Annotated in this window: 21 protein-coding genes; 5 read left to right on the top strand and 16 right to left on the bottom strand. The window is 72.9% G+C overall.

Annotation, left to right across the window (positions count from 1 at the left end):
• Positions 1-2: 2 nt before the first annotated feature.
• Genes AB0F68_RS02730 through AB0F68_RS02720 form a run of 3 tightly spaced genes read right to left on the bottom strand, consistent with a single transcriptional unit; the run spans position 3 to position 2,452 of the window.
• The gene (locus AB0F68_RS02730; protein WP_357332425.1) at positions 3-1,094 is read right to left on the bottom strand and encodes a PLP-dependent cysteine synthase family protein; all 1,092 of its coding nucleotides are present in this window, start codon (positions 1,092-1,094) and stop codon (positions 3-5) included.
• A gap of 10 nt (positions 1,095-1,104) precedes the next feature.
• Positions 1,105-1,947: an SDR family oxidoreductase gene (locus AB0F68_RS02725; RefSeq protein WP_357332423.1), complete on the bottom strand. Its 843-nt coding sequence runs from the start codon at positions 1,945-1,947 to the stop codon at positions 1,105-1,107.
• A gap of 46 nt (positions 1,948-1,993) precedes the next feature.
• Positions 1,994-2,452, bottom strand: a complete 459-nt coding sequence (locus AB0F68_RS02720; RefSeq protein WP_357332421.1) for an Lrp/AsnC family transcriptional regulator — start codon at positions 2,450-2,452, stop codon at positions 1,994-1,996.
• A gap of 268 nt (positions 2,453-2,720) precedes the next feature.
• Here AB0F68_RS02720 and AB0F68_RS02715 point away from each other — a divergent pair, with 268 nt between their 5' ends.
• Positions 2,721-2,987 carry a BldC family transcriptional regulator gene (locus tag AB0F68_RS02715; RefSeq protein WP_357332419.1) on the top strand — a complete coding sequence of 89 codons (267 nt, stop codon included), beginning with the start codon at positions 2,721-2,723 and terminating at the stop codon, positions 2,985-2,987.
• Between the two features lie 30 nt (positions 2,988-3,017).
• Here AB0F68_RS02715 and AB0F68_RS02710 read toward each other — a convergent pair whose 3' ends face one another.
• Positions 3,018-3,662, bottom strand: coding sequence for a UbiX family flavin prenyltransferase (locus AB0F68_RS02710; protein WP_357332417.1), 645 nt, complete (start codon positions 3,660-3,662; stop codon positions 3,018-3,020).
• A gap of 158 nt (positions 3,663-3,820) precedes the next feature.
• Between AB0F68_RS02710 and AB0F68_RS02705 the strand changes: the two genes are divergently transcribed.
• Positions 3,821-4,786 carry a terpene synthase gene (locus tag AB0F68_RS02705; protein WP_357332877.1) on the top strand — a complete coding sequence of 322 codons (966 nt, stop codon included), beginning with the start codon at positions 3,821-3,823 and terminating at the stop codon, positions 4,784-4,786.
• 9 nt (positions 4,787-4,795) lie between these two features.
• On the opposite strand, the gene mqnP is transcribed toward AB0F68_RS02705, so the two are convergent.
• The 3 genes from mqnP to AB0F68_RS02690 form a co-directional block, all read right to left on the bottom strand.
• A complete protein-coding gene (gene mqnP, locus AB0F68_RS02700; protein WP_357332415.1) occupies positions 4,796-5,707 on the bottom strand; it encodes a menaquinone biosynthesis prenyltransferase MqnP in 912 nt (303 codons plus the stop codon).
• Positions 5,707-7,167, bottom strand: coding sequence for a menaquinone biosynthesis decarboxylase (locus AB0F68_RS02695; RefSeq protein WP_357332413.1), 1,461 nt, complete (start codon positions 7,165-7,167; stop codon positions 5,707-5,709). Before AB0F68_RS02695 ends, mqnP begins: the two co-directional genes overlap by 1 nt.
• Before the next feature lie 180 nt (positions 7,168-7,347).
• Positions 7,348-7,908: a carboxymuconolactone decarboxylase family protein gene (locus AB0F68_RS02690; RefSeq protein WP_357332411.1), complete on the bottom strand. Its 561-nt coding sequence runs from the start codon at positions 7,906-7,908 to the stop codon at positions 7,348-7,350.
• 64 nt (positions 7,909-7,972) lie between these two features.
• On the opposite strand from AB0F68_RS02690, the gene AB0F68_RS02685 reads away from it, so the two are divergent.
• Entirely contained in the window at positions 7,973-8,443 is a 471-nt protein-coding gene (locus AB0F68_RS02685; RefSeq protein ID WP_357332409.1) for a MarR family winged helix-turn-helix transcriptional regulator, read from the top strand.
• Positions 8,444-8,448: 5 nt separating this feature from the next.
• Here AB0F68_RS02685 and AB0F68_RS02680 read toward each other — a convergent pair whose 3' ends face one another.
• From AB0F68_RS02680 to hemL, 7 genes are all read right to left on the bottom strand, one after another.
• Positions 8,449-9,930 (bottom strand): ATP-binding protein, encoded by a 1,482-nt coding sequence (locus tag AB0F68_RS02680; protein ID WP_357332407.1) that lies wholly within the window; start codon positions 9,928-9,930, stop codon positions 8,449-8,451.
• A 133-nt stretch (positions 9,931-10,063) separates the two neighbouring features.
• Positions 10,064-11,047 carry a c-type cytochrome biogenesis protein CcsB gene (gene ccsB / locus AB0F68_RS02675; protein ID WP_357332405.1) on the bottom strand — a complete coding sequence of 328 codons (984 nt, stop codon included), beginning with the start codon at positions 11,045-11,047 and terminating at the stop codon, positions 10,064-10,066.
• Positions 11,047-12,669, bottom strand: a complete 1,623-nt coding sequence (locus AB0F68_RS02670; protein ID WP_357332403.1) for a cytochrome c biogenesis protein ResB — start codon at positions 12,667-12,669, stop codon at positions 11,047-11,049. Before AB0F68_RS02670 ends, ccsB begins: the two co-directional genes overlap by 1 nt.
• Entirely contained in the window at positions 12,669-13,508 is an 840-nt protein-coding gene (locus tag AB0F68_RS02665) for a cytochrome c biogenesis protein CcdA (RefSeq protein ID WP_357332401.1), read from the bottom strand. The genes AB0F68_RS02670 and AB0F68_RS02665 overlap by 1 nt, the downstream gene beginning before the upstream one ends.
• Positions 13,508-14,074 carry a TlpA disulfide reductase family protein gene (locus AB0F68_RS02660; protein ID WP_357332399.1) on the bottom strand — a complete coding sequence of 189 codons (567 nt, stop codon included), beginning with the start codon at positions 14,072-14,074 and terminating at the stop codon, positions 13,508-13,510. The genes AB0F68_RS02665 and AB0F68_RS02660 overlap by 1 nt, the downstream gene beginning before the upstream one ends.
• Positions 14,074-14,721 carry a histidine phosphatase family protein gene (locus AB0F68_RS02655; RefSeq protein ID WP_357332397.1) on the bottom strand — a complete coding sequence of 216 codons (648 nt, stop codon included), beginning with the start codon at positions 14,719-14,721 and terminating at the stop codon, positions 14,074-14,076. The genes AB0F68_RS02660 and AB0F68_RS02655 overlap by 1 nt, the downstream gene beginning before the upstream one ends.
• A gap of 4 nt (positions 14,722-14,725) precedes the next feature.
• Positions 14,726-16,063, bottom strand: a complete 1,338-nt coding sequence (hemL, locus tag AB0F68_RS02650; RefSeq protein WP_357332395.1) for a glutamate-1-semialdehyde 2,1-aminomutase — start codon at positions 16,061-16,063, stop codon at positions 14,726-14,728.
• A gap of 150 nt (positions 16,064-16,213) precedes the next feature.
• Between hemL and AB0F68_RS02645 the strand changes: the two genes are divergently transcribed.
• Complete coding sequence (locus AB0F68_RS02645; protein WP_091261368.1) at positions 16,214-16,546, top strand: STAS domain-containing protein; 333 nt, start codon at positions 16,214-16,216, stop codon at positions 16,544-16,546.
• Positions 16,547-16,635: 89 nt separating this feature from the next.
• Here the strand turns inward: AB0F68_RS02645 and AB0F68_RS02640 are convergent, their stop codons facing one another.
• Positions 16,636-18,228 (bottom strand): ABC transporter permease, encoded by a 1,593-nt coding sequence (locus AB0F68_RS02640; protein ID WP_357332392.1) that lies wholly within the window; start codon positions 18,226-18,228, stop codon positions 16,636-16,638.
• Positions 18,225-19,127 carry an ABC transporter ATP-binding protein gene (locus AB0F68_RS02635; RefSeq protein WP_357332390.1) on the bottom strand — a complete coding sequence of 301 codons (903 nt, stop codon included), beginning with the start codon at positions 19,125-19,127 and terminating at the stop codon, positions 18,225-18,227. Before AB0F68_RS02635 ends, AB0F68_RS02640 begins: the two co-directional genes overlap by 4 nt.
• Positions 19,128-19,194: 67 nt before the next feature.
• On the opposite strand from AB0F68_RS02635, the gene AB0F68_RS02630 reads away from it, so the two are divergent.
• On the top strand, positions 19,195-19,722 hold the full coding sequence (locus tag AB0F68_RS02630; protein ID WP_357332388.1) for a MarR family transcriptional regulator: 528 nt from the start codon (positions 19,195-19,197) through the stop codon (positions 19,720-19,722).
• The last annotated feature ends 2 nt before the right edge of the window (positions 19,723-19,724 follow it).

The following is a 19,724-nucleotide window of genomic DNA, read 5'->3' as shown; positions in this document are numbered from 1 at the left end:
CCTCAGGCCGGCCAGGCGCCGGTGGCGAGGAAGCGGTCGATGGTGGCCAGGTGCGGGGCGAGGTCGAGGCCCTGGCCGGCCACCCACTCGTCGGCGTAGTAGGTATCCACGTAGCGGTCGCCCGGGTCGCAGATCAGGGTGACCACCGAGCCGGTCCGGCCGGCGGCGAGCAGCTCCGCGATCAGCCCGAACGCGCCCCAGAGGTTGGTGCCGGTGGAGCCGCCCACCCGGCGGCCGAGCACCGCCGAACCGGCCCGCATGGCGGCCAGCGACGCGGCGTCCGGCACCTGCATCATCCGGTCCACCACGCTGGGCAGGAAGGACGCCTCGACGCAGGGCCGGCCGATCCCCTCGATCCGGGAGCCCTTGTCGGTGCGCACCGACCAGTCGCCGGCCTGCCAGGCCGGGTAGAACGCGGAGTTCTCCGGGTCGACCACGCAGAGCTTGGTGGGCAGGCGGCGGTAGCGGGCGTACCGGCCGATGGTGGCACTGGTGCCGCCGGTGCCGGCGCCCACCACGATCCAGGCCGGCACGGGGTGCCGCTCCAGGGCGAGCTGCGCGTAGATCGACTCGGCGATGTTGTTGTTGCCCCGCCAGTCGGTGGCCCGCTCGGCGTAGGTGAACTGGTCCATGTAGTGCCCGCCGGTGTCCTCGGCGAGCCAGCGCGCCTCGATGACGACCTTGGCCGGGTCCCGCACCAGGTGGCAGCGGCCGCCCTGGAACTCGATCTGGGAGATCTTCTCGGGCGAGGTGGAGGCGGGCATGACCGCGATGAAGGGCAGCCCGAGCATCCTCGCGAAGTAGGCCTCGGAGACGGCGGTCGAGCCGGACGACGCCTCGACGATCGTGGTCCGCGGGCCGATCCAGCCGTTGCAGAGCCCGTACAGGAACAGCGAGCGGGCCAGCCGGTGCTTGAGCGAGCCGGTGGGGTGCACCGACTCGTCCTTGAGGTAGAGGTCGATGCCCCACTCGCGGGGCAGCGGGAAGGGCAGGAGGTGGGTGTCGGCGGAGCGGTTGGCGTCCGCCTCGACCGTGGCGATCGCCTCGGTCACCCAGCTCCGGCTGGCCTCGTCACACCGGTCGAGATGAGTCACGACGGCAACGTTACAAGCGAGGCCGGCTCGCGTCGGGACGGACCCGGCGCGCCTGCCGGCGCTGCCCGGCCCGGCCGGCGGCCCGGACCACCGGGGTGAGGGCCAGGGCGAGCCGGGGGAAGGCGTCCAGGAGCCGCACCTGGGCGCCGCGCCAGCGCGGCAGGCTGACCACCGGCCGGGGCCGCCGGGCCAGCCGCACGGCCCGCGCGGCGACCCGTTCGGGGGTCAGCAGCGACCCGGTGAAGGAGGCCAGGGCACCGGGGTCGTCGAGCTTGTCGTGCAGCATCGGCGTCCAGATCCCGTCCGGGCAGAGGCACGACACGTGTACGCCCCGGACGCCCGCCATCCGCAGGTCGGCCAGGGTGCCGAGGCTGAACGCCAGCAGGGCGTGCTTGCTGGCCGCGTAGACGGTCTCGCCGGGGGCGGCGATCAGCCCGGCCAGCGAGACGACGTTGAGCACGTGGCCGTGGGCCTGCGCCCGCATCACGGTCAGGGCGGCGTGCGTGCCGTTCATGGCGCCCAGCGCGTTCACCTCGACCAGCCGGCGCCGGGTCGCCGCGTCGTGCGTCCACGACGCCCCGGTGGCCAGGATGCCGGCGTTGTTGACCCAGAGCCCGAGCCCGCCCGGCGACCCGGCCGCCTCGGCGGCCACCTCCGCACAGGCCGCCTCGTCGCGGACGTCGAGCGCGCGGGACCAGCCGCCCAGCGGCGCGGCCGCGGTGGCGACGGCTTCGGCGTCCACATCGGTGAGCAGCACCCGCCAGCCGTCGGTGTGCAGCGCGGCGGCGATCGCCCGGCCCAGCCCGCCGGCCGCCCCGGTCACCACGGCCGCGCCCCGCCCTGAGGTCGTCATCGGCGCACCGTAACGCCCGGCGCCGGCCGGGGCCAGAGCGTGGCGTTCAGGAGGCGGCGGGCACGAGCGGCTGGGGGCGGTTCTCCCACTTGGTCGACAGGGCGATGCCGGTGCGGGTGGAGGCCACCCCGGGGGTCCGGTTCAGCCGGACGATCAGCTGCTCCAACTCGGCGATCGTGCCCACCCGGGCCTTCAGCAGGAAGGACTCGACGCCCGCCATGAAGTAGCAGGACTCGATCTCGGGCATCTGCCGGAACGCCGCCAGCACGTCGTCGGTGTCCGCGGTCGAATCCTCCACGATGCCGATCAGCGCGGTGACCCCGAGCCCGACCGCCTCCGGCTCCACCTCGGCCCGGTACGCCCGGATGACGCCACCCGACTCCAGCTTGCCGACCCGCTCGTGCACGGCGGGAGCGGAGAGGCCGACCTGGCGGGCCAGCTCGGCGTACGACAGGCGGGCGTTGCCCCGCAGCAGCTCCACGAGGCTCAGGTCGATCGCGTCCACGGAGAGTGACCCTATCCTTTCGCACGTAACGCCGGACGGTCGGCATCAGTTGAACATGACGTCGCGTTGCCATTCACAAACGTGCCGTCACGGGGGTTCTGCGCCGGTAGCATTTACTAACTTCTGACTGTGTGCGTTTTTCGCGTTTGGCGGACACGCCAGGTCGCTGGTGCTGTAATTGCCATACGTCCCTCATGACGGCTCTGGGCTCGCACCGGCCGGGGGCAGTGTGTTCAGCCGGGGGCTTCGTCGACGCGAGGAGGGGGCTGTGGACACTGGAGATCGCCTGCTGACACCGGGTGAGGTCGCCGCGCTGTTTCGGGTTGACCCGAAGACCGTGACCAGGTGGGCAGCGGCCGGCCGGATCGGCAGCATCCGGACTCCAGGCGGGCATCGCCGGTTTCGGGAATCCGAGGTGCGGGCCCTGCTTGAGGGGGAGGGCATGCTGGACGAGGCGGAGGACATGGGCAGGCCGCGCAACATGGGCCCGACCGCCTCGACCGGCCCGGGGCCGGCGAACGCCGGAATGTACTGAGGCGCCACCGATCGGGACGCGGGCCGGCCCTCAGATCCGGTCCGCGTCCCGACGGGCCGCGGCCAGCTCACCGGACCAGCGCCGGAACAGGGTGTGCGGCACGCCGAGCGCGTCCAGCACCTTGCCGGCCACGAAGTCGACCAACTGCTGGGCGGAGGCCGCCGCCCCGGCCCCGTAGAAGCCGGGGCTGGCCGGCAGCACCACGGCGCCGGCGTCGTGCAGCGCGATGAGGTGCTCCAGGTGACTGCGGGTCACCGGGGTCTCCCGCGGCACCACGACCACCGGCCGCCGCTCCTTGAGGTTCACCTCGGCGGCGCGCTGCAGCAGATCCTTGGAGAGCCCGATCGCGATGCCGGCGCAGGCGGCCGTGCTGGCCGGGACGACGGCCATGCCGCGTACCCGGTAGGAGCCGCTGCTCGGGCCGGCGGCCAGGTCACCGGCGGGCCAGTGCCGCAGGTCCGCGCCGGACAGGTCGCGGCCCAGCCAGGCGGCCAGGTCCTCGGCCCAGTGCCCGTCCCGGAAGGCCCTTCCGGTCTCGTCGAGGATGGTCAGCCGGGCGGCCCGGGAGACGATCAGGTCCACCGCCTGGCCGGCGTCGAGCAGGCCCCGGACGACCGCGGCCGCGTACGGCGTGCCGGAGGCGCCGGAGACGCCGACCACCCATGGTTCGCGCATACCGTCCAGCCTGCCTGGTCGACCCGGGCGCCGGGCGGCCACCCCCGGCAGAGCGTCCCGCTTGTCCCGCGACCAGCGGCGTTGTCCGCCGGGTAGGCGGCCGTCCCGGGAACGTGCGATTCTTCGGTCGGCGATCCATGTCCATGGAAGGGACCGGTATGACGGCGGCGGTGCTGCGGGCGTTGCGCTCCGAGTGCCCGATCCCGCCCCGGCTCTCCCCGCACGCCGACGCCGTGCAGGAGTGGCTGATCGACCAGCTCGACCGACTCGGCCTGCCGCTGGACCCGGCCACGCGGGAACGGCTGGCCCGGGCCGGCTTCGCCCGCTACGCCGGCCGCCTCTACCCGGACGCCTCCGAGCCCGACCTGCGCGCACTGGCCGCCCTGTTCACCTGGTTCTTCCTGGTGGACGACGCCTGCGAGGGGCCGGACCGGCTGGCCCCGGCGCAGATCCGGGCGCTGCGCGACGGGGCGCTGGCCCTGCTCCGGGAGGGTCCCCGGGCCCGCCATCCCGGCTTCTCCGGTCCGCTGCGCCGGCTGCTGGTCCAGGCGTGGCGGGAGCCCCGGCGCCGGATGCCGGCCCGCTGGCGGCTGCGCTTCGCCGACGCCGTGGCCGACCACCTCGACGGCGCCTGGCGGGAGGCGGTCGCCACCTTCGCCGGCCGGCCACCGGGCGTCGCCGAGTACGTGGAGCTGCGCCGGGCCACCTCGGCGGCGTACGTGTCGTACCCCCTGATCGAGTTCGCCGCCGGGCGGCCGCTGCCCGACGCGGTCTACCACCATCCCGCGCTGCGCCGGCTCGCCGACCTCGCCAACGACCTGCTCTCCTGGTACAACGACCTGGCCTCGCTGGAGCGCGACCGGGCCGCCGCCGGGGGGCACAACCTGGTGCTGGCGGTGGCCGCCGAGCAGGACGTGCCGGTGCCGGCCGCGGTGGACCTGGTCGCCGCGCGCTGGCGCGCGGAGATGGCCCGCTTCATGGCGTTGCACGGCGCGGTGCCGTCGTTCGGCCCCGCGCTGGACGAGTCGGTCACCGCCCACCTCGACGGCCTGGCCAACGCGGTCCGGGGCACGGTCGACTGGACGCTGGAGAGCGCCCGCTATCCGACCGCCGCGACCGGCTGACCCGGCCGCTCAGGGGCGCAGGTCGAGGCGGACCACCAGATCCAGCAGGGCGAAGACGAACAGCGCGATGCCGACGAAACCGTTGGCGGTGAAGAAGGCCCGGTTGACCTTGCTCAGGTCGGTCGGGCTGACCACCAGGTGCTGGTAGCCGAAGGCGACCGCGGTGAACGCCAGCCCGATCCACCAGAGCCAGCCGAAGTCGACCAGCGCGCCGAACCAGATGAACAGCGCGAAGGTCACCACGTGCGCGACGGTGGAGGCGTGCAGCGCGAAGCGCCGGCCGTAACGGGCCGGGACGCTGTGCACCCCGATCTCCCGGTCGATCTCCGAGTCCTGGCAGGCGTAGATCAGGTCGAAGCCGCCGATCCAGAGGCCGACGGCCGCGCCGAGCAGCCAGGCCGGCCCGGAGCCGGCGAGGGTGCCGGTGACCGCCAGCCAGGCGCCGACCGGGCCGACCGCCTGGGCGATCGCCAGGATGGCGTGCGGCCAGTTGGTGAACCGCTTGCCGTAGGGGTAGACGACCAGCGGCACCACGGCGAGCGGGGCGAGCGCCAGGCAGAGCGGGTTGAGCAGGGCGGCGGCGGCCAGGAAGACCACCAGGGCGACGGCCGCGCCGGTCCAGGCCGTCCGCACGCTCACCGCCCCGGTCACCAGTTCCCGGTTGGCGGTACGCGGGTTCCGCGCGTCGATCCGCCGGTCGAGGATCCGGTTGGCGGCCATGGCGAACGTCCGCGCCCCGACCATCGCCACCGTGATCAGCAGCAGGTCGAGCCAGCGCACCCGCCCGCCGTCGACCTGCATGGCGGTCAGCGCCGACAGGTACGCGAACGGGAGCGCGAAGACCGAGTGCTCGATCGTGACCAGCTTGAGGAAGGACTTGACCCGTCCCGGGCGTTCCGCCGGGGCCTCCGTGACGGCCATCAGATCCCGTACTCCTTCCAGCGCTTGTCGACCAGCGAGACCACCTCGGGCGACATGGTCATCTCCTCGGGCCAACCCCGGGTGTAGCCCTCGGTGGGCAGCTTGCGGGTCGCGTCGAGGCCCGCCTTGCCGCCCCAGAACTGCTGGTACGAGGCGTGGTCCAGGTGGTCCACCGGCCCCTCGGTGATCAGCAGGTCGCGGGCGTAGTCGACGTTGCCGAAGGCGCGGAACGCGACCTCGTTGTAGTCGTGCACGTCGCAGTCCTCGTCGACGATCACGATCAGCTTGGTCAGCGACATGAGGTGCGCGCCCCAGATCGCGTTCATCACCTTCTGCGCATGCTTCGGGTAGCGCTTGCGGATGGAGACGATCGCGCAGTTGTGGAAGACGCCGGCGGCCGGCAGGTCGTAGTCGACGATGTCCGGGATCATCAGCTTGAGCAGCGGCAGGAAGATCCGCTCGGTGGCCTTGCCGAGGCCGTGGTCCTCCTGCGGCGGCTTGGAGGTGATGATCGAGTGGTAGACCGGGTCGCGCTGCATGGTCATGGTCTCGACGTGCAGCACCGGGAACGGCTCGACCGGGGTGTAGAAGCCGGTGTGGTCGCCGAACGGGCCCTCGGGCAGCCGTTCGCCGGGCTCCAGGTAGCCCTCCAGCACCACCTGGGCGTGCGCCGGCACCTGCAACGGCACGGTCAGGCAGTCGACCATCTCCACCCGCTCGCCGCGCAGGAAGCCGGCGAACAGGTATTCGTCGATGTCGCCGGGGAGCGGCGCGGTCGCCGCGTACGAGACGACCGGGTCGCAGCCGATGGCGATGGCGACCGGGAGCCGCTGGCCGAGTCGCTCGGCGACGGCGTGGTGCGCGGTGGAGTCCTTGTGGATCTGCCAGTGCATGCCGAGGGTGTTCCGACTGTGCTGCTGGAGCCGGTAGAGGCCGAGGTTGCGCTTGCCAGTCTCCGGGTGCCTGGTGTGGGTCAGCCCGAAGTTGTGGAAGATCCCGCCGTCGCCGGGCCAGACCTGGAGGCCGGGCAGCCGGTTGAGGTCGACGTCGTCACCGGAGTAGACCACCTGCTGGCAGGGCGCGGTCTTGACCTTGCGCGGCGGCACCGACTTGAGCTGCATGACCTTGCCCAGGCCCTCGCGGATGCCGGACCAGCCGACCGGCAGCTCCGGCTTGATCAGCCCGCCGATCCGCTCGCCGATCTCGTCCAGCGTCCCGACGCCGAGCGCCATGGCCATCCGCTTCTCGGTGCCGAACAGGTTGATCGCCACCGGCATCTCGCCGCGGGTGGGCCGCTCGAAGAGCAGCGCCGGGCCGCCGTCGCGGACGGTCCGGGTGACCACCTCGCTGATCTCCAGCGTCGGGTCGACCGGGACGCTCACCCGCCGCAGCTCGCCCGCGGCCTCGAGGGCCGCGAGGAAGTCCTTGAGATCGGTGTACGGGAAGCCACGAGCCGCCATGCCCGCCAGTCTCCCGCACGGCTTCCCGCGCTGCCCACGCCGGGTCGGCGTGACGGCTGTGGGCCTGCCCACGCGTCCCTCCCGTGGCGGCGCCCTCGCCGGCCGGCCGCCGACGGGCCGGCGAGGGCACGCGGGTCGCGGCCGTCCGGGGCGGGACGGCCGGCGAGTGCCGCCGGCCGCTCAGGCGGCCGGTGCCCAGGCGTAGCGCGCCAGCGGCGGGTCGAGCGGGGCGTCGGTGAGGCGGTTGGCGAAGGTCGAGATCGTGTAGGTGCCGACGCCGAGCACCACGTCCAGCGCGTGCCGCGGCTGCCAGCCGGCGGCGAGGAAGCCGTCCAGCTCGTCGTCCGGGACGGCGCCCCGGTGGTCGAGCACGGCGACGGTGAACCGGCGCAGCGCCTCCAGGCGCGGGTCGGGCAGGGCGGCGCCGGCCCGGAGCGCCTCGATCAGCACGGGCGCCGCGTCGTGCCGGGTGAGCGTCGCGGTGTGCATGGCCACGCAGAGGTGGCACTCGTTGCGGGTCGCCACCGTCAGCACGACCACCTCCCGGGCGATCGGGTCGAGGTCGGTGGACTCGAAGACGGCGTTGGCGGTGAGGAAGCCCTTGAGCAGCTCGGGCGACTCGGCCATCAGAGCCACCGCCCCGGGCAGGTGGCCGAGCTTACGGTGGACGGTGGCCATCGTGGAACGGGCGGCGGCGGGTGCGGTGTCGGGCGTGTGGGCGGTGAAGACCGAGCGGGACATGACGGGTACCCCTCACGTAAGATAGTCAACGTGGTTGACGAGATAGTAAACGGGGTTGTCGAACATGGCAACGCCTGATCGCCCGGGCTTCGCGCTCCCGCTGCTCCTGCTCGCCGGCTTCCGCACGCTCATCGACGACCTGCATGCCGAGCTGGCCCGACAGGGGCACCCCGAGCTGCGCCCGGCCCACGGCTTCGTGCTCCAGGCCGTCGGCCCCGCCGGCACCACCGCCTCCGACCTGGGCCAACGCCTCGGCGTCTCCAAGCAGGCGGCCGGCAAGACGGTCGACCGCCTGGTCGCGCTCGGCTACCTGGAACGCGCCGACGACCCCGCCGACGCCCGGCGCAAGCTGGTCCGCATGACGGCGAAGGGCCACGACGGGCTGCGGCGGTCGGCCGTCGTCTTCGACGAACTGCGCGACCGCTGGGCGGCCACCCTGGGCGCGGACCGGGTCGCCGCGATCGAGGACGACCTGCGCCGGATGGTCCCGGCCGACGTCTTCCGCCTCGACGTCCCCGGCTGGTTCGGCGGGTGAGCGCCTCAGCCGCCGTAGAGGCGGGCGGGATCGAGCAGGACCACGTCCGACCGGACCGAGGCCGCCTCGACCAGCGCGTCGGCGAAGCCCTGGCCGCTCGCCAGCAGCAACCGGGTGTCGGTCGTGTCGAATCCCGGCCTCCGTACGAGCAGCGCCCTGATCCTCTCCAACCGCTCCAGATCCGCCCTGCCCAACTGCCGGCCCCACTTGACCTCACCGATCGCCAGCAACGGGCGTGGCCCGTCCCCCAGCGGTGGTTCGCCGAGTGCGACCAGGTCAAGTTCGTGGCTCGTCCGGCTGGCCGGGTCGGTGAGCGTGGCGGCGCTCGCCTCCGCGACGAGCCCACCCAGCAGGTCGGGATCGGCGAAGCGCAGTGACCACTGTCGGACGATCTCCTCGAAGCGGGGGCCGAGGACCGCGCTGGCGTACCGCCGCTGGGACCGACGCCAGACGTCCCCGCCCCGGCGTTGCTCGAGTGCCGTCCAGGCCGGGCGCATGATCGCCTGGTAGAAGGTGATCAACGGTTCGGTGATCCGGTAGCTGCTGCGGCCGCTCCGGAGCGGATCCGGCTCTCGGAGCAGCAGGCCGGCGTCCTCCAGCACAGTCAGCGGATGCTGGAGATCGTTGGCCTTCCGCCCGATGTAGCCCGCGATGCCACCGCGGCTGGCGTTGCCCTCCGCGACGGCGGCGAGGACCGAGTGGTACAGCGCGGTGTCGCGGAGGTCCGGATCCTCCGCCAGCAGGTAGCGAGCCTCGCGGAACAGCGGACGGGCGGGATTCAACACCGCCCGCACGACCCAGTCGTCGAAGTCGTCCGGCCCGGCGGGCGCGTCGTCCTGGACGTACTCCCGTCGGTAGGCAGGGGTGCCGCCGACGATGGCGAAGATCCGGACCGCCAGCAGGGGATCCTCGATCTGCCAGAAGGCGGCGGCGGCCCGATAGTCCAAGGGCTGCACGGGCAGTTCCAGCCCGGCCCGTCCGCGAAGTGGCGCCGATCCGGCGAGCAGGCCACCCATGAATGAGAGCGCCGACCCGCAGAGCAGCAGCCGCGTGCGGGACTCCGTGCGCTCCGGACGTCCGGGGGTCAGCGCGTGCTGGATGATCGAGGGCAGATCACGGGCAGCACGCACCAGGTACGGAAACTCATCGAGAACGACGGTTACCGGGCGGTCCCGCCCCAGCGCGAGCAGAGCGTCGACCGCGCTTCCCCAATCGGCCAGATGGACCGGACCGGGAGCGTTCGTGTAGGCGCCCAGCGCTTCCCCGAGCCGGCGGAGCGACTCGGTCTCCGTGGCTTCGGTGGCACCGAAGTAGAAACCTCTGCTGGCCCGTGCCAGTTCGTAGAGCAGCAGCGTCTTGCCCTGACGCCGGCGGCCGCTGACCACGCCGAGGGTGGCCCCGGGCCGCTCATCGGCGATGAACCGGGCCAGCTCGCCCCATTCGACGTCTCGATCGAAGATCCGCGTCGGCTTGGTCGGAAGCGCCACGCTGTCACCACAATTCATAGAACTACAGTTCTTAGAAGTGTAGTCCTACATTCCGCGTCACCGAACGGTTGCCTACCAGATCACCCTGCGCGCTGACGGGTGCTGACCGGCCGGCGCCCCACCGGCTGAGTGGTCAGTTGACGCCGGCGTACGAGTGCAGGCCGGTGAAGAAGAAGTTGACCCCGAACAGGTTCATCAGCATGGTCAGGAAGCCCACGACGGCGATCCAGGTGGCCACGTTGCGCTTGACGCTCGGGGTGGCCCGGGCGTGCAGGTAGCCCGCGTAGACCACCCAGGAGATGAACGCCCAGGTCTCCTTCGGGTCCCAGCCCCACGCTCGGCCCCAGGCCGCCTCGGCCCAGATCGCCCCGGCGATCACCGCGAAGGTGAAGACCGGGAAGGCGAAGGCGTGCAGCGTGAAGGTCAGCCGCTCCAAGCCGGCCGCCGCCGGCAGCCGCCGGGCCAGGGTGTACGGGAAGCTCCGCTTCCCCCGCTCCCAGCCGGCCCGCATCAGGTACGCCACGGCCGGCACCACGCCGAACAGGAAGATGCCGGAGGCGAAGATGATCGTCGACACGTGGATGACGAACCAGTACGACTGCAGCGCCGGCATCAGCGGCACGACCTGGACGTAGAGCTTCAGCTCGGCGAACGCCAGCAGCAGCACCATGACCAGGGTCAGGAACAGCCCGAGCCGGCGCAGCGACGGCTGCTTCCAGAGCACCGCGAGCCAGGCGGCCGCCCCGATCCAGGTGACCGTCAGCACGAACTCGTACATGTTGCCCCAGGGCATCCGCTCGGCGGCGAGACCCCGGGTGGCCACCGCGCCGAGGTGCAGCGCGGCGGCGAGCGTGGTGATCCAGGCGGCGATCCGCCCGGCCAGCACGGCTCGGGCGGCGGAGCGGCCAGCGCGGGTGTCGGCCGGCGCGGCCGGGGTGACCGGCTCCTCGACCGTCCCGCCGGGGCCACCGACGCCGGCGCCGACCAGTTCCCGGGCCGGGGCGGCCGCCGGCACCTTCCGGGCGTTGCCCAGGGCGTACTCGACGGCGTGGCTGATCATCGCGACCAGGTACGCCAGGATCGCGAACGTGACCAGCTGGTCGGAGAGTGCGGACATCACTCGTCTCCTTCTCGCGCCTGCCGGTCGTCCCGCCCGTCGTCGCTGACCGCGGCGACGAGCTGCGCGAACTCGTCGGCGAACCCCGGATGCTCGGTGCGCGGCAGCCCACCGGCCTCCACCAAGCTACTACCGCTCGTCGGAGATCCACCGTCCGGGGGCGTCACCCGGAACCAGACCCGGCGCCGCCGGGCGAAGAGCGAGCCCATCAGGCCCAGCAGCAGCGTCCCGCAGGCGAACAGCATCATCGTCTGGCCGGGGGCGTGCCGGACCGAGATGGTGATGTACGGCTGGGTGCCCACGAACTCCAGCGTGCTGCCGTCGTCCAGGGTCCACTTCTCGCCGAGGCCCAGCTTTTTGTCGCCGATCTGCTTCAGCTTGCCGCTGGTGATCTGCCGCTGGTCGAGCTGGTAGACCGAGCCGGGGATGCCGGCGTCCAGCCCCAGGTTGCCCCGGTACGCGGCCAGCACCACCGCCGGGTTCCGCTCGGCGGGGAACCGGGACGAGACGAACGGCGCGCTGTCCGGGGCGGTCGGCAGGTAGAGCCCGTCGAAGGCGACCTGCTGGTCCGGGGCGCGCTTCCCGGTCTTCGGGTCGACGTTCGCGTCCGGGAAGGCGGCGACCCCCTCCTCGGTGGCGTTCGCGTCGCCGGTCCGCAGGAACGGCACCGTGCTGGTCTGGGTGCGGCCGTACCTGTCGGTGTACCTCAGGATCGGCGCGTACCCGTTGCCGAGCAGGTAGACGTTGGCCGGGCCGAGCCGCAGCGGCGAGTTGACCGAGAAGCCGGCGGTCCGCGTCGACCCGTCGTCCAGGTGGTCCACGGTCACCGTGGCCCAGTAGCGGGACGCCTGCCCGGACGCCAGGTAGTCCGCCTCGAACCGGTCCAGGGTGAGGCAGAACGGCGGCAGGTCGGCGCTGTCCACCCGCGGGCCGAGCGACGCCTCGGCGTACTGCTGCCGGGTGTTGCAGAAGGCGTTGTCCGCGCCCGACACCAGCAGCCGGTTGCCGTGCCAGCCGTACCAGGAGCCGACCGCGACCCCGAGCAGGACGGCGACCAGCGAGACGTGGAAGAGCAGGTTGCCGGTCTCCTTGAGGTAGCCCTTCTCGGCGGAGACCTCGTTGCCGCGGACGGTGACCCGCCAGCGACGCCGGCGCAGCACCGCCGCGATCGCCTCGGGGTCGGCGGCGGCCGGGGCCTCCAGCACCGCGTGCTGGGGCAACCGCTCCAGGCGCTTCGGGGCGGCGGGCGGCCGCATCCGCAGCGCGCGGACGTGGTCGCGGGCCCGGGGCAGGACGCAGCCGACCAGCGAGGTGAAGAGCAGCAGGTAGATCGCCGAGAACCAGACCGAGCCGAAGACCGCGAACATGCCGAGCTGGTCGAGCCGGGGCGCCAGGTCGGGGTGGTCGACGAAGTACTCGTTGACCTTCTCGGGGTTGACCCCTCGCTGCGGCAGCACCGAGCCGGGGATGGCGGCGATCGCGAGCAGGAAGAGCAGGATCAGCGCGGTACGCATGCTGGTGAGCTGCCGCCACGAGTTGCGCACCAGAGCCAGCACCGGGTTGACCCGTCGCCGGGGCGCTCCGGCGGGCGGCGCGGCCGGCCGGTCGTCCACGGTCGTCATCAGATGCTCACCTCGCCCACGCCCACGTGCGTCTGCAGCCAGATCACGAAGTCCTGCCAGCCGCCGGTGACCAGCGCCACGCCGATCAGGATCAGCAGCGCGCCGCCGATCCGGGTGACCCAGCGGCTGTTGCGCCGGACGGCGCGGAACACCCCGAGCAGGCGGTGGAAGCCCAGCCCGAAGACGACGAACGGTACCCCCAGCCCGAGGCAGTACGCCACGGCGAGCAGCACCGCCCGGTCGGTCCGCCCGTCGACGGTGGCCATGCCGAGCACCGCGCCGAGGGTCGGGCCGGTGCACGGCATCCAGCTCAGCGCGAAGACCGCGCCGAGCACCGGGGCGCCGAGCAGCCCGGCGGCGGGGAGCCGGTGGATGCGGAACTCGCGCTGCATCCCGGGGACCACGCCCAGGTAGCCGAGCCCGAGCACCACGATCAGCGCGCCGATGACGATCTCCAGCGTGCGCTCGTGCGCGAAGAAGAGCTTGCCGACGCCGGAGAAGAGGATCGCGGTGGCGGTGAAGACGGCGGTGAAGCCGGCGATGAAGAGCATGGTGCCGGCCAGCACCCGCCCCTTCACGGCGGCCGCCGGCCGGACCACTGGGGGCGCCGCGACCGCCACGCCGCCGCCGTTCGGCTCGTCCGCGACGGGCGCTGGGGCCTCCGTGCGGGCCCGACCCTCCAGGTCCGCCCCGGCCAGCCCGGTGACGTACGACAGGTAGCCGGGCATCAGCGGCAGGACGCACGGGGAGAGGAAGCTGACCAGCCCGGCGAGCGCCGCAGCCCCGACGGCCAGCAGCAGCGGACCGGACTCGGCGAGCTGGCGGAACGTCTCGCCCATCAGCGGGATCCGGGCTGCTCGGCCGCGACCCGCTCGACGACGGGCTGCAACTCGTCCCGGGTGATCGCTCGGCGGATCACCACGGCGACTCGGCCGTCCCGGTCCAGCACGACAGTCGCCGGGGTGGTGTTGGGCGGGATGTCGAAGTTGAGCGCCTGCCGGCTGGCCGGATCGAAGAGGCTCGGGTAGGTGACCCGGCCCTCCTCGAAGGCGATCGCCTTGTCCTTGCTGTCCTGCACGTTGATGCCGAGGAAGGTCACCCGTGAGGCCTTGGTGGCCTGGTAGGTGGCCTCCAGGTCGTCGACCTCGGCCCGGCAGGGCGCGCACCAGGAGCCCCAGAAGTTGACCACGACCACCTGGCCGCGGGCCTGGGAGACGTCGTAGCTGTCGCCGGTGAGCAGCTCACCGCTCACCTTCGGCGTCTTCGACCGCTGGTCGGGCGCGCAGGTGATGGTGACGCCGTCGCTCGCGCAACGGCTCTCCTCGCTGCCGGAGGAGCAGCCGACCAGCGCCGTACCGGCGGTGACGGCGGCGAGCAGGGCGGCGGCGAGCCTCCGGGTGCGCATCAGGCTCCCTTGGCCGTCCGAGCGGTCGGCGAGATCGCGATCAGGTGGGCCGCGGGCTCGGAGTAGCCGATGCCGACGATCTTGGCGCCGTCGAAGTGGAACGAGGTGAGGCTGGCCAGGCCGCACTGCCGCTTGCGCGGGTCGTGCCAGAGCCGCTTGCGCTCGACGTAGCGGCGCAGGGTCCAGATCGGGAGCTGGTGGGAGACGAGCACGGCCTCGCGCCCCTCGGCGGCGATCCGGGCGGCGTGCAGCGCCCCGAACATCCGCTCGGCGATCTGCCGGTAGGCCTCGCCCCAGGACGGGGTGACCGGGTCGCGGAGCACCCACCAGTTGCGCGGGTCGCGGAACGAGCCGTCGCCCGGGGAGACCTTCTTCCCCTCGAACCAGTTCGCGCTCTCGATCAGCCGCTCGTCCACCCCGACCGGAAGGCCGAACTGCGCGGCGATCGGCTCGGCGGTCTGCTGGGCGCGCTCGAGAGGGCTGGCCACCACGTGCACCACGGTCCGCTCGGCGAGCGCCTGGGCGGCCGCCTTGGCCATCTGCACGCCCAGCTCCGAGAGGCGGAAACCGGGCAGCCGGCCGTAGAGGACGCCGTTCGGGTTGTACACCTCGCCGTGCCGCAGCACGTGGACCACCGTCTCGCTCACGTTGTTACCCCCCGTGTCCTGCCGCTGCCGCCGCCGTCGCCGCCCCGCGCAGCGCCTCGGCGATCTGCTCCAGGGCGGCGTCGTCGATCGCCGCCGACACGAACCACGACTCGAAGGCGCTCGGCGGCAGGTAGACGCCGGCGGCGAGCATGGCGTGGAAGAACGCCTTGAACGCGGGCACCTGCTGGGTGCGGGCGCTGTCGTAGTCCGTTACGTCGGCGTCGGTGAAGAAGATCGAGAACATGTTGCCCGCGTACGACAGTCGGTGTGGGACCCCGGCGGCGGCCAGCGCCTCGGTGGCGAGCTTGCCCACCGTGGCGGCCGTCTCGTCGAGCCGGCGGTAGAGCGCGTCGTCGGCCAGCCGCAGCGTGGCCAGGCCGGCGGCGCAGGCGAGGGGGTTACCGGAGAGCGTGCCGGCCTGGTAGACCGGACCGACCGGGGCCAGCTTCGCCATGATCTCCGTGCGCCCGCCGAACGCCGCGGCGGGCAGGCCACCGCCCATGACCTTCCCGTACGTCCACAGGTCGGCGTCGGACGGGTCGAGACCGTGCCAGCCGGCGCGGGAGACCCGGAAACCGGTCATCACCTCGTCGACGATCAGCAGCGCGCCGTGCGCGTGGGCGATCCGGGCGAGCTGCTGGTTGAAGTCGTCGCGCGGGGCGATCACGCCCATGTTGCCGGCGGCCGCCTCGGTGATGACCGCCGCGATGTGCGGACCCTCGGCGGCGAAGGCCTCCTCGACCGCGCGCAGGTCGTTGTACGGCAGCACGATGGTGTCGCCGGCGGCCGCGCCGGTGACGCCCGGCGAGTCGGGCAGGCCGAAGGTGGCCACGCCGGAGCCGGCGGCGGCCAGCAGCGCGTCGGAGTGGCCGTGGTAGCAGCCGGAGAACTTGATGATCTTGGCGCGGCCGGTGAACCCGCGGGCCAGCCGGATCGCCGACATGGTCGCCTCGGTGCCCGAGTTGACCAGGCGGACCTGCTCGACCGGGGTGCGCGCGACGATCTCCGCGGCCAGGTCGACCTCGCCCGGGGTCGGCGTGCCGAAGCTGGTGCCGAGCGCGGCGGCCTCGCGCAGCGCCTCGACCACCGCCGGGTGGGCGTGACCGAGGATCAGCGGGCCCCAGGAGCAGACCAGGTCGACGTAGCGACGACCGTCGGCGTCGAAGAGCCAGGGACCCTCCCCCCGGACCATGAAGCGCGGGGTGCCGCCGACGGCACGGAACGCGCGCACAGGGGAGTTGACCCCGCCGGGCACGATGGCCTTGGCGCGGTCGAACAGGGCCTCGGAGGCCGGTGCGTCGGCCGGGTAGCGGCCGGATCCGGCGGAAAAGGTGTCGGTCACGATGCCGCCATTGTGTCAGCGCCGGGCGGCTGATCGGCAGGCACCCCGCAGCGGGGGTTACCCGGCTCACGCCTCGTCCGTTCGGCGCGGCGCACCGACCGGCGGGTTGCTCGACGGGCCCGTTGGTCGAGATCGCGATAGGCTGACCGGGTGGATCGTGCCGAACTGTCCATCACGCTACATCGGACCGGAGACGAAGCGGTGCTTCGCCTCGCCGGTGAGATCGACATGCTCACGGCCGCCCAGCTGTCGACAGTCGTCAACGAGGTGCTGGCCGATCCCCCGCCGCGCATCGTGCTCGACCTGGGCGGGGTCACCTTCTGCGACTCGCAGGGCCTCGGCACCCTCGTGGTGCTCAGCCGCAAGGCCAGCCACGCCCAGAGCCTGCTGGTCCTGAGCAACGTCGGCGACTTCCTCCTCCGCGTCCTGGACATCACCGGCCTCCGCTCAGCCCTGATGATCCGCAACGAAACCGCCCCCTGACCCCACCGCTCCGGCGATCATGAAGTTGACGGCGATGTGGATCTCCTCGGGTGCCGTCAACCTCATGATCGACCAGGGCTGGTGCGGGGTCAGGTGATCGGGACGTCGCGGCGGCGGAAGGCCGTCAGTCCGGCCGCTGCCAGGGCCAGGGCCAGGGCGGCGAGGGTCCAGAGCGGGGTGGCGCTCCAGGTGTCGCGGAGGACCTGGGGGGTGTGCGTGAACGGGGAGAGGTCCAGCAGCCACTGGTCGAGTTCGAGCACCGCGCCGAGCTGGCCGAGCAGCACGCAGACCGCCAGCAGCGCCCAGGCCACCGGGGCGAGCCGGGGCAGCAGGCCGTAGAGCAGCACGGCAAGACCGGCCAGCACCCAGGCGGCGGGCGCCTGGGCCAGCCCCGCGCCGAGCATCCGGGGCAGCTCCCGGGGCACGTCCTGCACGCTCAACCCGTAGGTCAGGCCGGTGGCCAGGCCGGTCACGGCGAGCACCACGACCGGGCCGAGCAGCGCGAACACCACGTGCGACAGCAGCCAGGTCGAGCGGTGTATGCCGGTGGCGAGCACCGGTTCGGCGTGCCCGGCGGACTCCTCGGCGCGCATCCGCAGCGCGGCCTGGATGCCGTAGCCGGCCGCGGCCAGCCCGGCCAGGCTGAGCGTGGCGCCCAGGTAGGCGTCGGCCAGTCCGGAGGCCCCGCCGATCCGGGACATGATCTGCTCCAGCTGCGGGTTCCCCTCGACCGAGCGGCCGGCCGCCTCCGCGGCGCCGCCGAGGATCAGCCCGAGCAGGCCGAAGCCGACCGACCACCAGAGGATCTGTCCCCGGTGCAGCCGCCAGGCCAGCCCGAACGGTCCGGCCAGCCCTCGGCCGGCGGTGGCCGGCCCGAGCCGGGGCGGCAGCACCCCCGCGCCCAGGTCGCGGCGCACCGAGACCGGGTACGCGACCGCGGCGAGCAGCGCCGACGCGAGCAGCGGCAGGGCCGGCACCCACCAGCGCTCCCCCTCGTAGGGCCGGATCCGGGGGGCCCAGCCCAGCGGGGAGAGCCAGCTCGGCCAGTCGTTGCCGGCCGTGTCCCCGACCATCCGCAGCGCGAACGAGGCGCCGAGGACGGCGATCCCGATGCCCCGGGCCCCGCCGGCCGTCTCGGTGAGCTGGGCGGACAGCCCGCCGAGGGTGGCGAAGACCACGCCGGTCAGCGCGGCGCCGAGGCCGTACGCGTACGAGCCGGCGGCGGGCAGCCCGGTGGACGCCAGCCCGGCCGCGGTGAGCAGGCCGAGCAGCAGGTCGGCCGCGTAGGTGACGAGCAGCGCGGCGGTCAGCCCGGCGTGCCGGCCGAGCACCCCGCCGCCGAGCAGTTCCCGCCGGCCGGCCTCCTCCTCGACCCGGGTGTGCCGGATGACCGTGAGCAGGCTGGCCAGCGCCACGATGACCAGCAGGAAGCCGCCGCGCTGGGCGGTCAGCGCGCCGACGCTCTCGCCGTAGACCGGGCCGAGCAGCGCGACGATCGAGGGGTTGCGGGCGGTGCCGGCGGCGTACGCGGCGCGCTCGGCGTCGGTGGGGAACAGCTCAAAGAAGCTGGTCGCGTACGTCATCGGCAGCACGGCGAGGACCAGCACCCAGAGCGGGAGCAGGACCCGGTCCCGGCGCAGGATGAGCCGGGCCAGGTGGCGGGTTCCGGTGAGCGTGCTCATCGGGTCAGCTCCTCGGGGACCGCCTCGTAGTGGCGCAGGAACAGTTCCTCCAGCGTCGGCGGCGTGCTGACCAGGCTGCGTACGCCCAGTTCGGTGAGGCGATGCAGGGCGGCGTCCAGCGCGGCGGAGTCGACGTCGAAGCGCACCCGATTGCCGTCCACCCGCAGGTCGTGCACGCCGGGCAGGTCGGCCAGCCCGTTCAGCGGGGCGGCGACCTCGGCGTCGATCGAGGTGCGGTGCAGGTGGCGCAGTTCGGTGAGGGTGCCGGACTCGACGGCCCGGCCGTTCCGGATGATCGTCACCCGGTCGCAGAGCGCCTCGACCTCGGCCAGGATGTGACTGGAGAGCAGCACGGTGCGGCCGTCCTGCTTGGCCCGGCGTACCCAGTGCTGGAAGACCTCCTCCATGAGCGGGTCGAGCCCGGAGGTCGGCTCGTCGAGGATGAGCAGCTCGACGTCGGAGGCGAGCGCGGCCACCAGGCCGACCTTCTGCCGGTTGCCCTTGGAGTAGGCCCGGCCCTTCTTGCGCGGGTCCAGCTCGAAGGACTCCAGCAGCTCGGCCCGGCGCTTCGGGTCGAGCCCGCCGCGCAGCCGGCCGAGCAGGTCGATCACCTCACCGCCGCTCAGGTTGGGCCAGAGGGTGACGTCGCCCGGCACGTACGCGAGCCGGCGGTGCAGGGCCACGGCGTCCCGCCACGGGTCGCCGCCGAGCAGCCGGACGGCCCCCGCGTCCGCCCGCAGCAGACCGAGCAGCACCCGGATCGTGGTCGACTTGCCGGCGCCGTTGGGGCCCAGGAAGCCGTGCACCTCGCCGGCGCGGACGGTCAGGTCGAGTCCGTCGAGCGCTCGGGTCCGGCCGAAGGTCTTCACCAGGCCGGACACCTCAATGGGAGTTTCCATACTTCGGAAGCTACGCTCGTTTCACAAACTTGTGAAGACAGTGAGATCTGAGAGACGATCGGACGCGATGAGCACCGAGGAGATGACGCCGATGACCCCGCCACCCCGCCCCGACGAGGAGGAGGTCCACCTCTTCGTCGAACGGATGGCGATGGCCTTCGCCGACGTCGGCTTCCCCCGGATGGCCGGCCGGGTGCTGTTCACCGTGATGAGCGCGGACGAGCCGCTGACCGCCGCCGAGATCGGCGAGCGGCTGGGGGTCAGCGCCGCGGCCGTTTCCGGCGCGGTGCGCTACCTGACCCAGTTCGGCATGCTGGTCCGCGAGCCGGTCAAGGGCTCCCGCCGGGACCGCTACCGGATGCCGGCCAACCCCTGGTACGAGGCCACCATCACCAAGACCGGCCTCTACAAGAACTTCATCGACATCGCCAACGGCGGGGTGGACGCGCTACAAGGGCGGAACACCCAGGCGGGCGAGCGGGTGGCCGAGATGCGGGACTTCTTCCTCTTCGTACAGGAGGAGATCGACGCCCTCGGCGAACGGTGGCGGGCCCGGCGCGCCGCGACGGGACACGGCGACCGGGCCGGCGCCTGAGC

It is taken from the genome of Micromonospora sp. NPDC023966 (assembly GCF_040639095.1).
Taxonomy (GTDB): domain Bacteria; phylum Actinomycetota; class Actinomycetes; order Mycobacteriales; family Micromonosporaceae; genus Micromonospora.
The sequence above is the reverse complement of the archived record's forward strand: the minus strand, read 5'-3'. Positions and strand labels throughout refer to the sequence as shown.

Bases quoted from the DNA above. Each gene is read 5' to 3' on its own strand.
- AB0F68_RS02725 (WP_357332423.1), bottom strand. From the start codon at position 1,947: ATGACGACCTCAGGGCGGGGCGCGGCCGTGGTGACCGGGGCGGCCGGC.
- AB0F68_RS02710 (WP_357332417.1), bottom strand. From the start codon at position 3,662: ATGCGCGAACCATGGGTGGTCGGCGTCTCCGGCGCCTCCGGCACGCCG.
- AB0F68_RS02705 (WP_357332877.1), top strand. From the start codon at position 3,821: ATGACGGCGGCGGTGCTGCGGGCGTTGCGCTCCGAGTGCCCGATCCCG.
- mqnP (WP_357332415.1), bottom strand. From the start codon at position 5,707: ATGGCCGTCACGGAGGCCCCGGCGGAACGCCCGGGACGGGTCAAGTCC.
- AB0F68_RS02695 (WP_357332413.1), bottom strand. From the start codon at position 7,167: ATGGCGGCTCGTGGCTTCCCGTACACCGATCTCAAGGACTTCCTCGCG.
- AB0F68_RS02690 (WP_357332411.1), bottom strand. From the start codon at position 7,908: ATGTCCCGCTCGGTCTTCACCGCCCACACGCCCGACACCGCACCCGCC.
- AB0F68_RS02685 (WP_357332409.1), top strand. From the start codon at position 7,973: ATGGCAACGCCTGATCGCCCGGGCTTCGCGCTCCCGCTGCTCCTGCTC.
- ccsB (WP_357332405.1), bottom strand. From the start codon at position 11,047: ATGTCCGCACTCTCCGACCAGCTGGTCACGTTCGCGATCCTGGCGTAC.
- AB0F68_RS02670 (WP_357332403.1), bottom strand. From the start codon at position 12,669: ATGACGACCGTGGACGACCGGCCGGCCGCGCCGCCCGCCGGAGCGCCC.
- AB0F68_RS02665 (WP_357332401.1), bottom strand. From the start codon at position 13,508: ATGGGCGAGACGTTCCGCCAGCTCGCCGAGTCCGGTCCGCTGCTGCTG.
- AB0F68_RS02660 (WP_357332399.1), bottom strand. From the start codon at position 14,074: ATGCGCACCCGGAGGCTCGCCGCCGCCCTGCTCGCCGCCGTCACCGCC.
- AB0F68_RS02640 (WP_357332392.1), bottom strand. From the start codon at position 18,228: ATGAGCACGCTCACCGGAACCCGCCACCTGGCCCGGCTCATCCTGCGC.
- AB0F68_RS02635 (WP_357332390.1), bottom strand. From the start codon at position 19,127: ATGGAAACTCCCATTGAGGTGTCCGGCCTGGTGAAGACCTTCGGCCGG.
- AB0F68_RS02630 (WP_357332388.1), top strand. From the start codon at position 19,195: ATGAGCACCGAGGAGATGACGCCGATGACCCCGCCACCCCGCCCCGAC.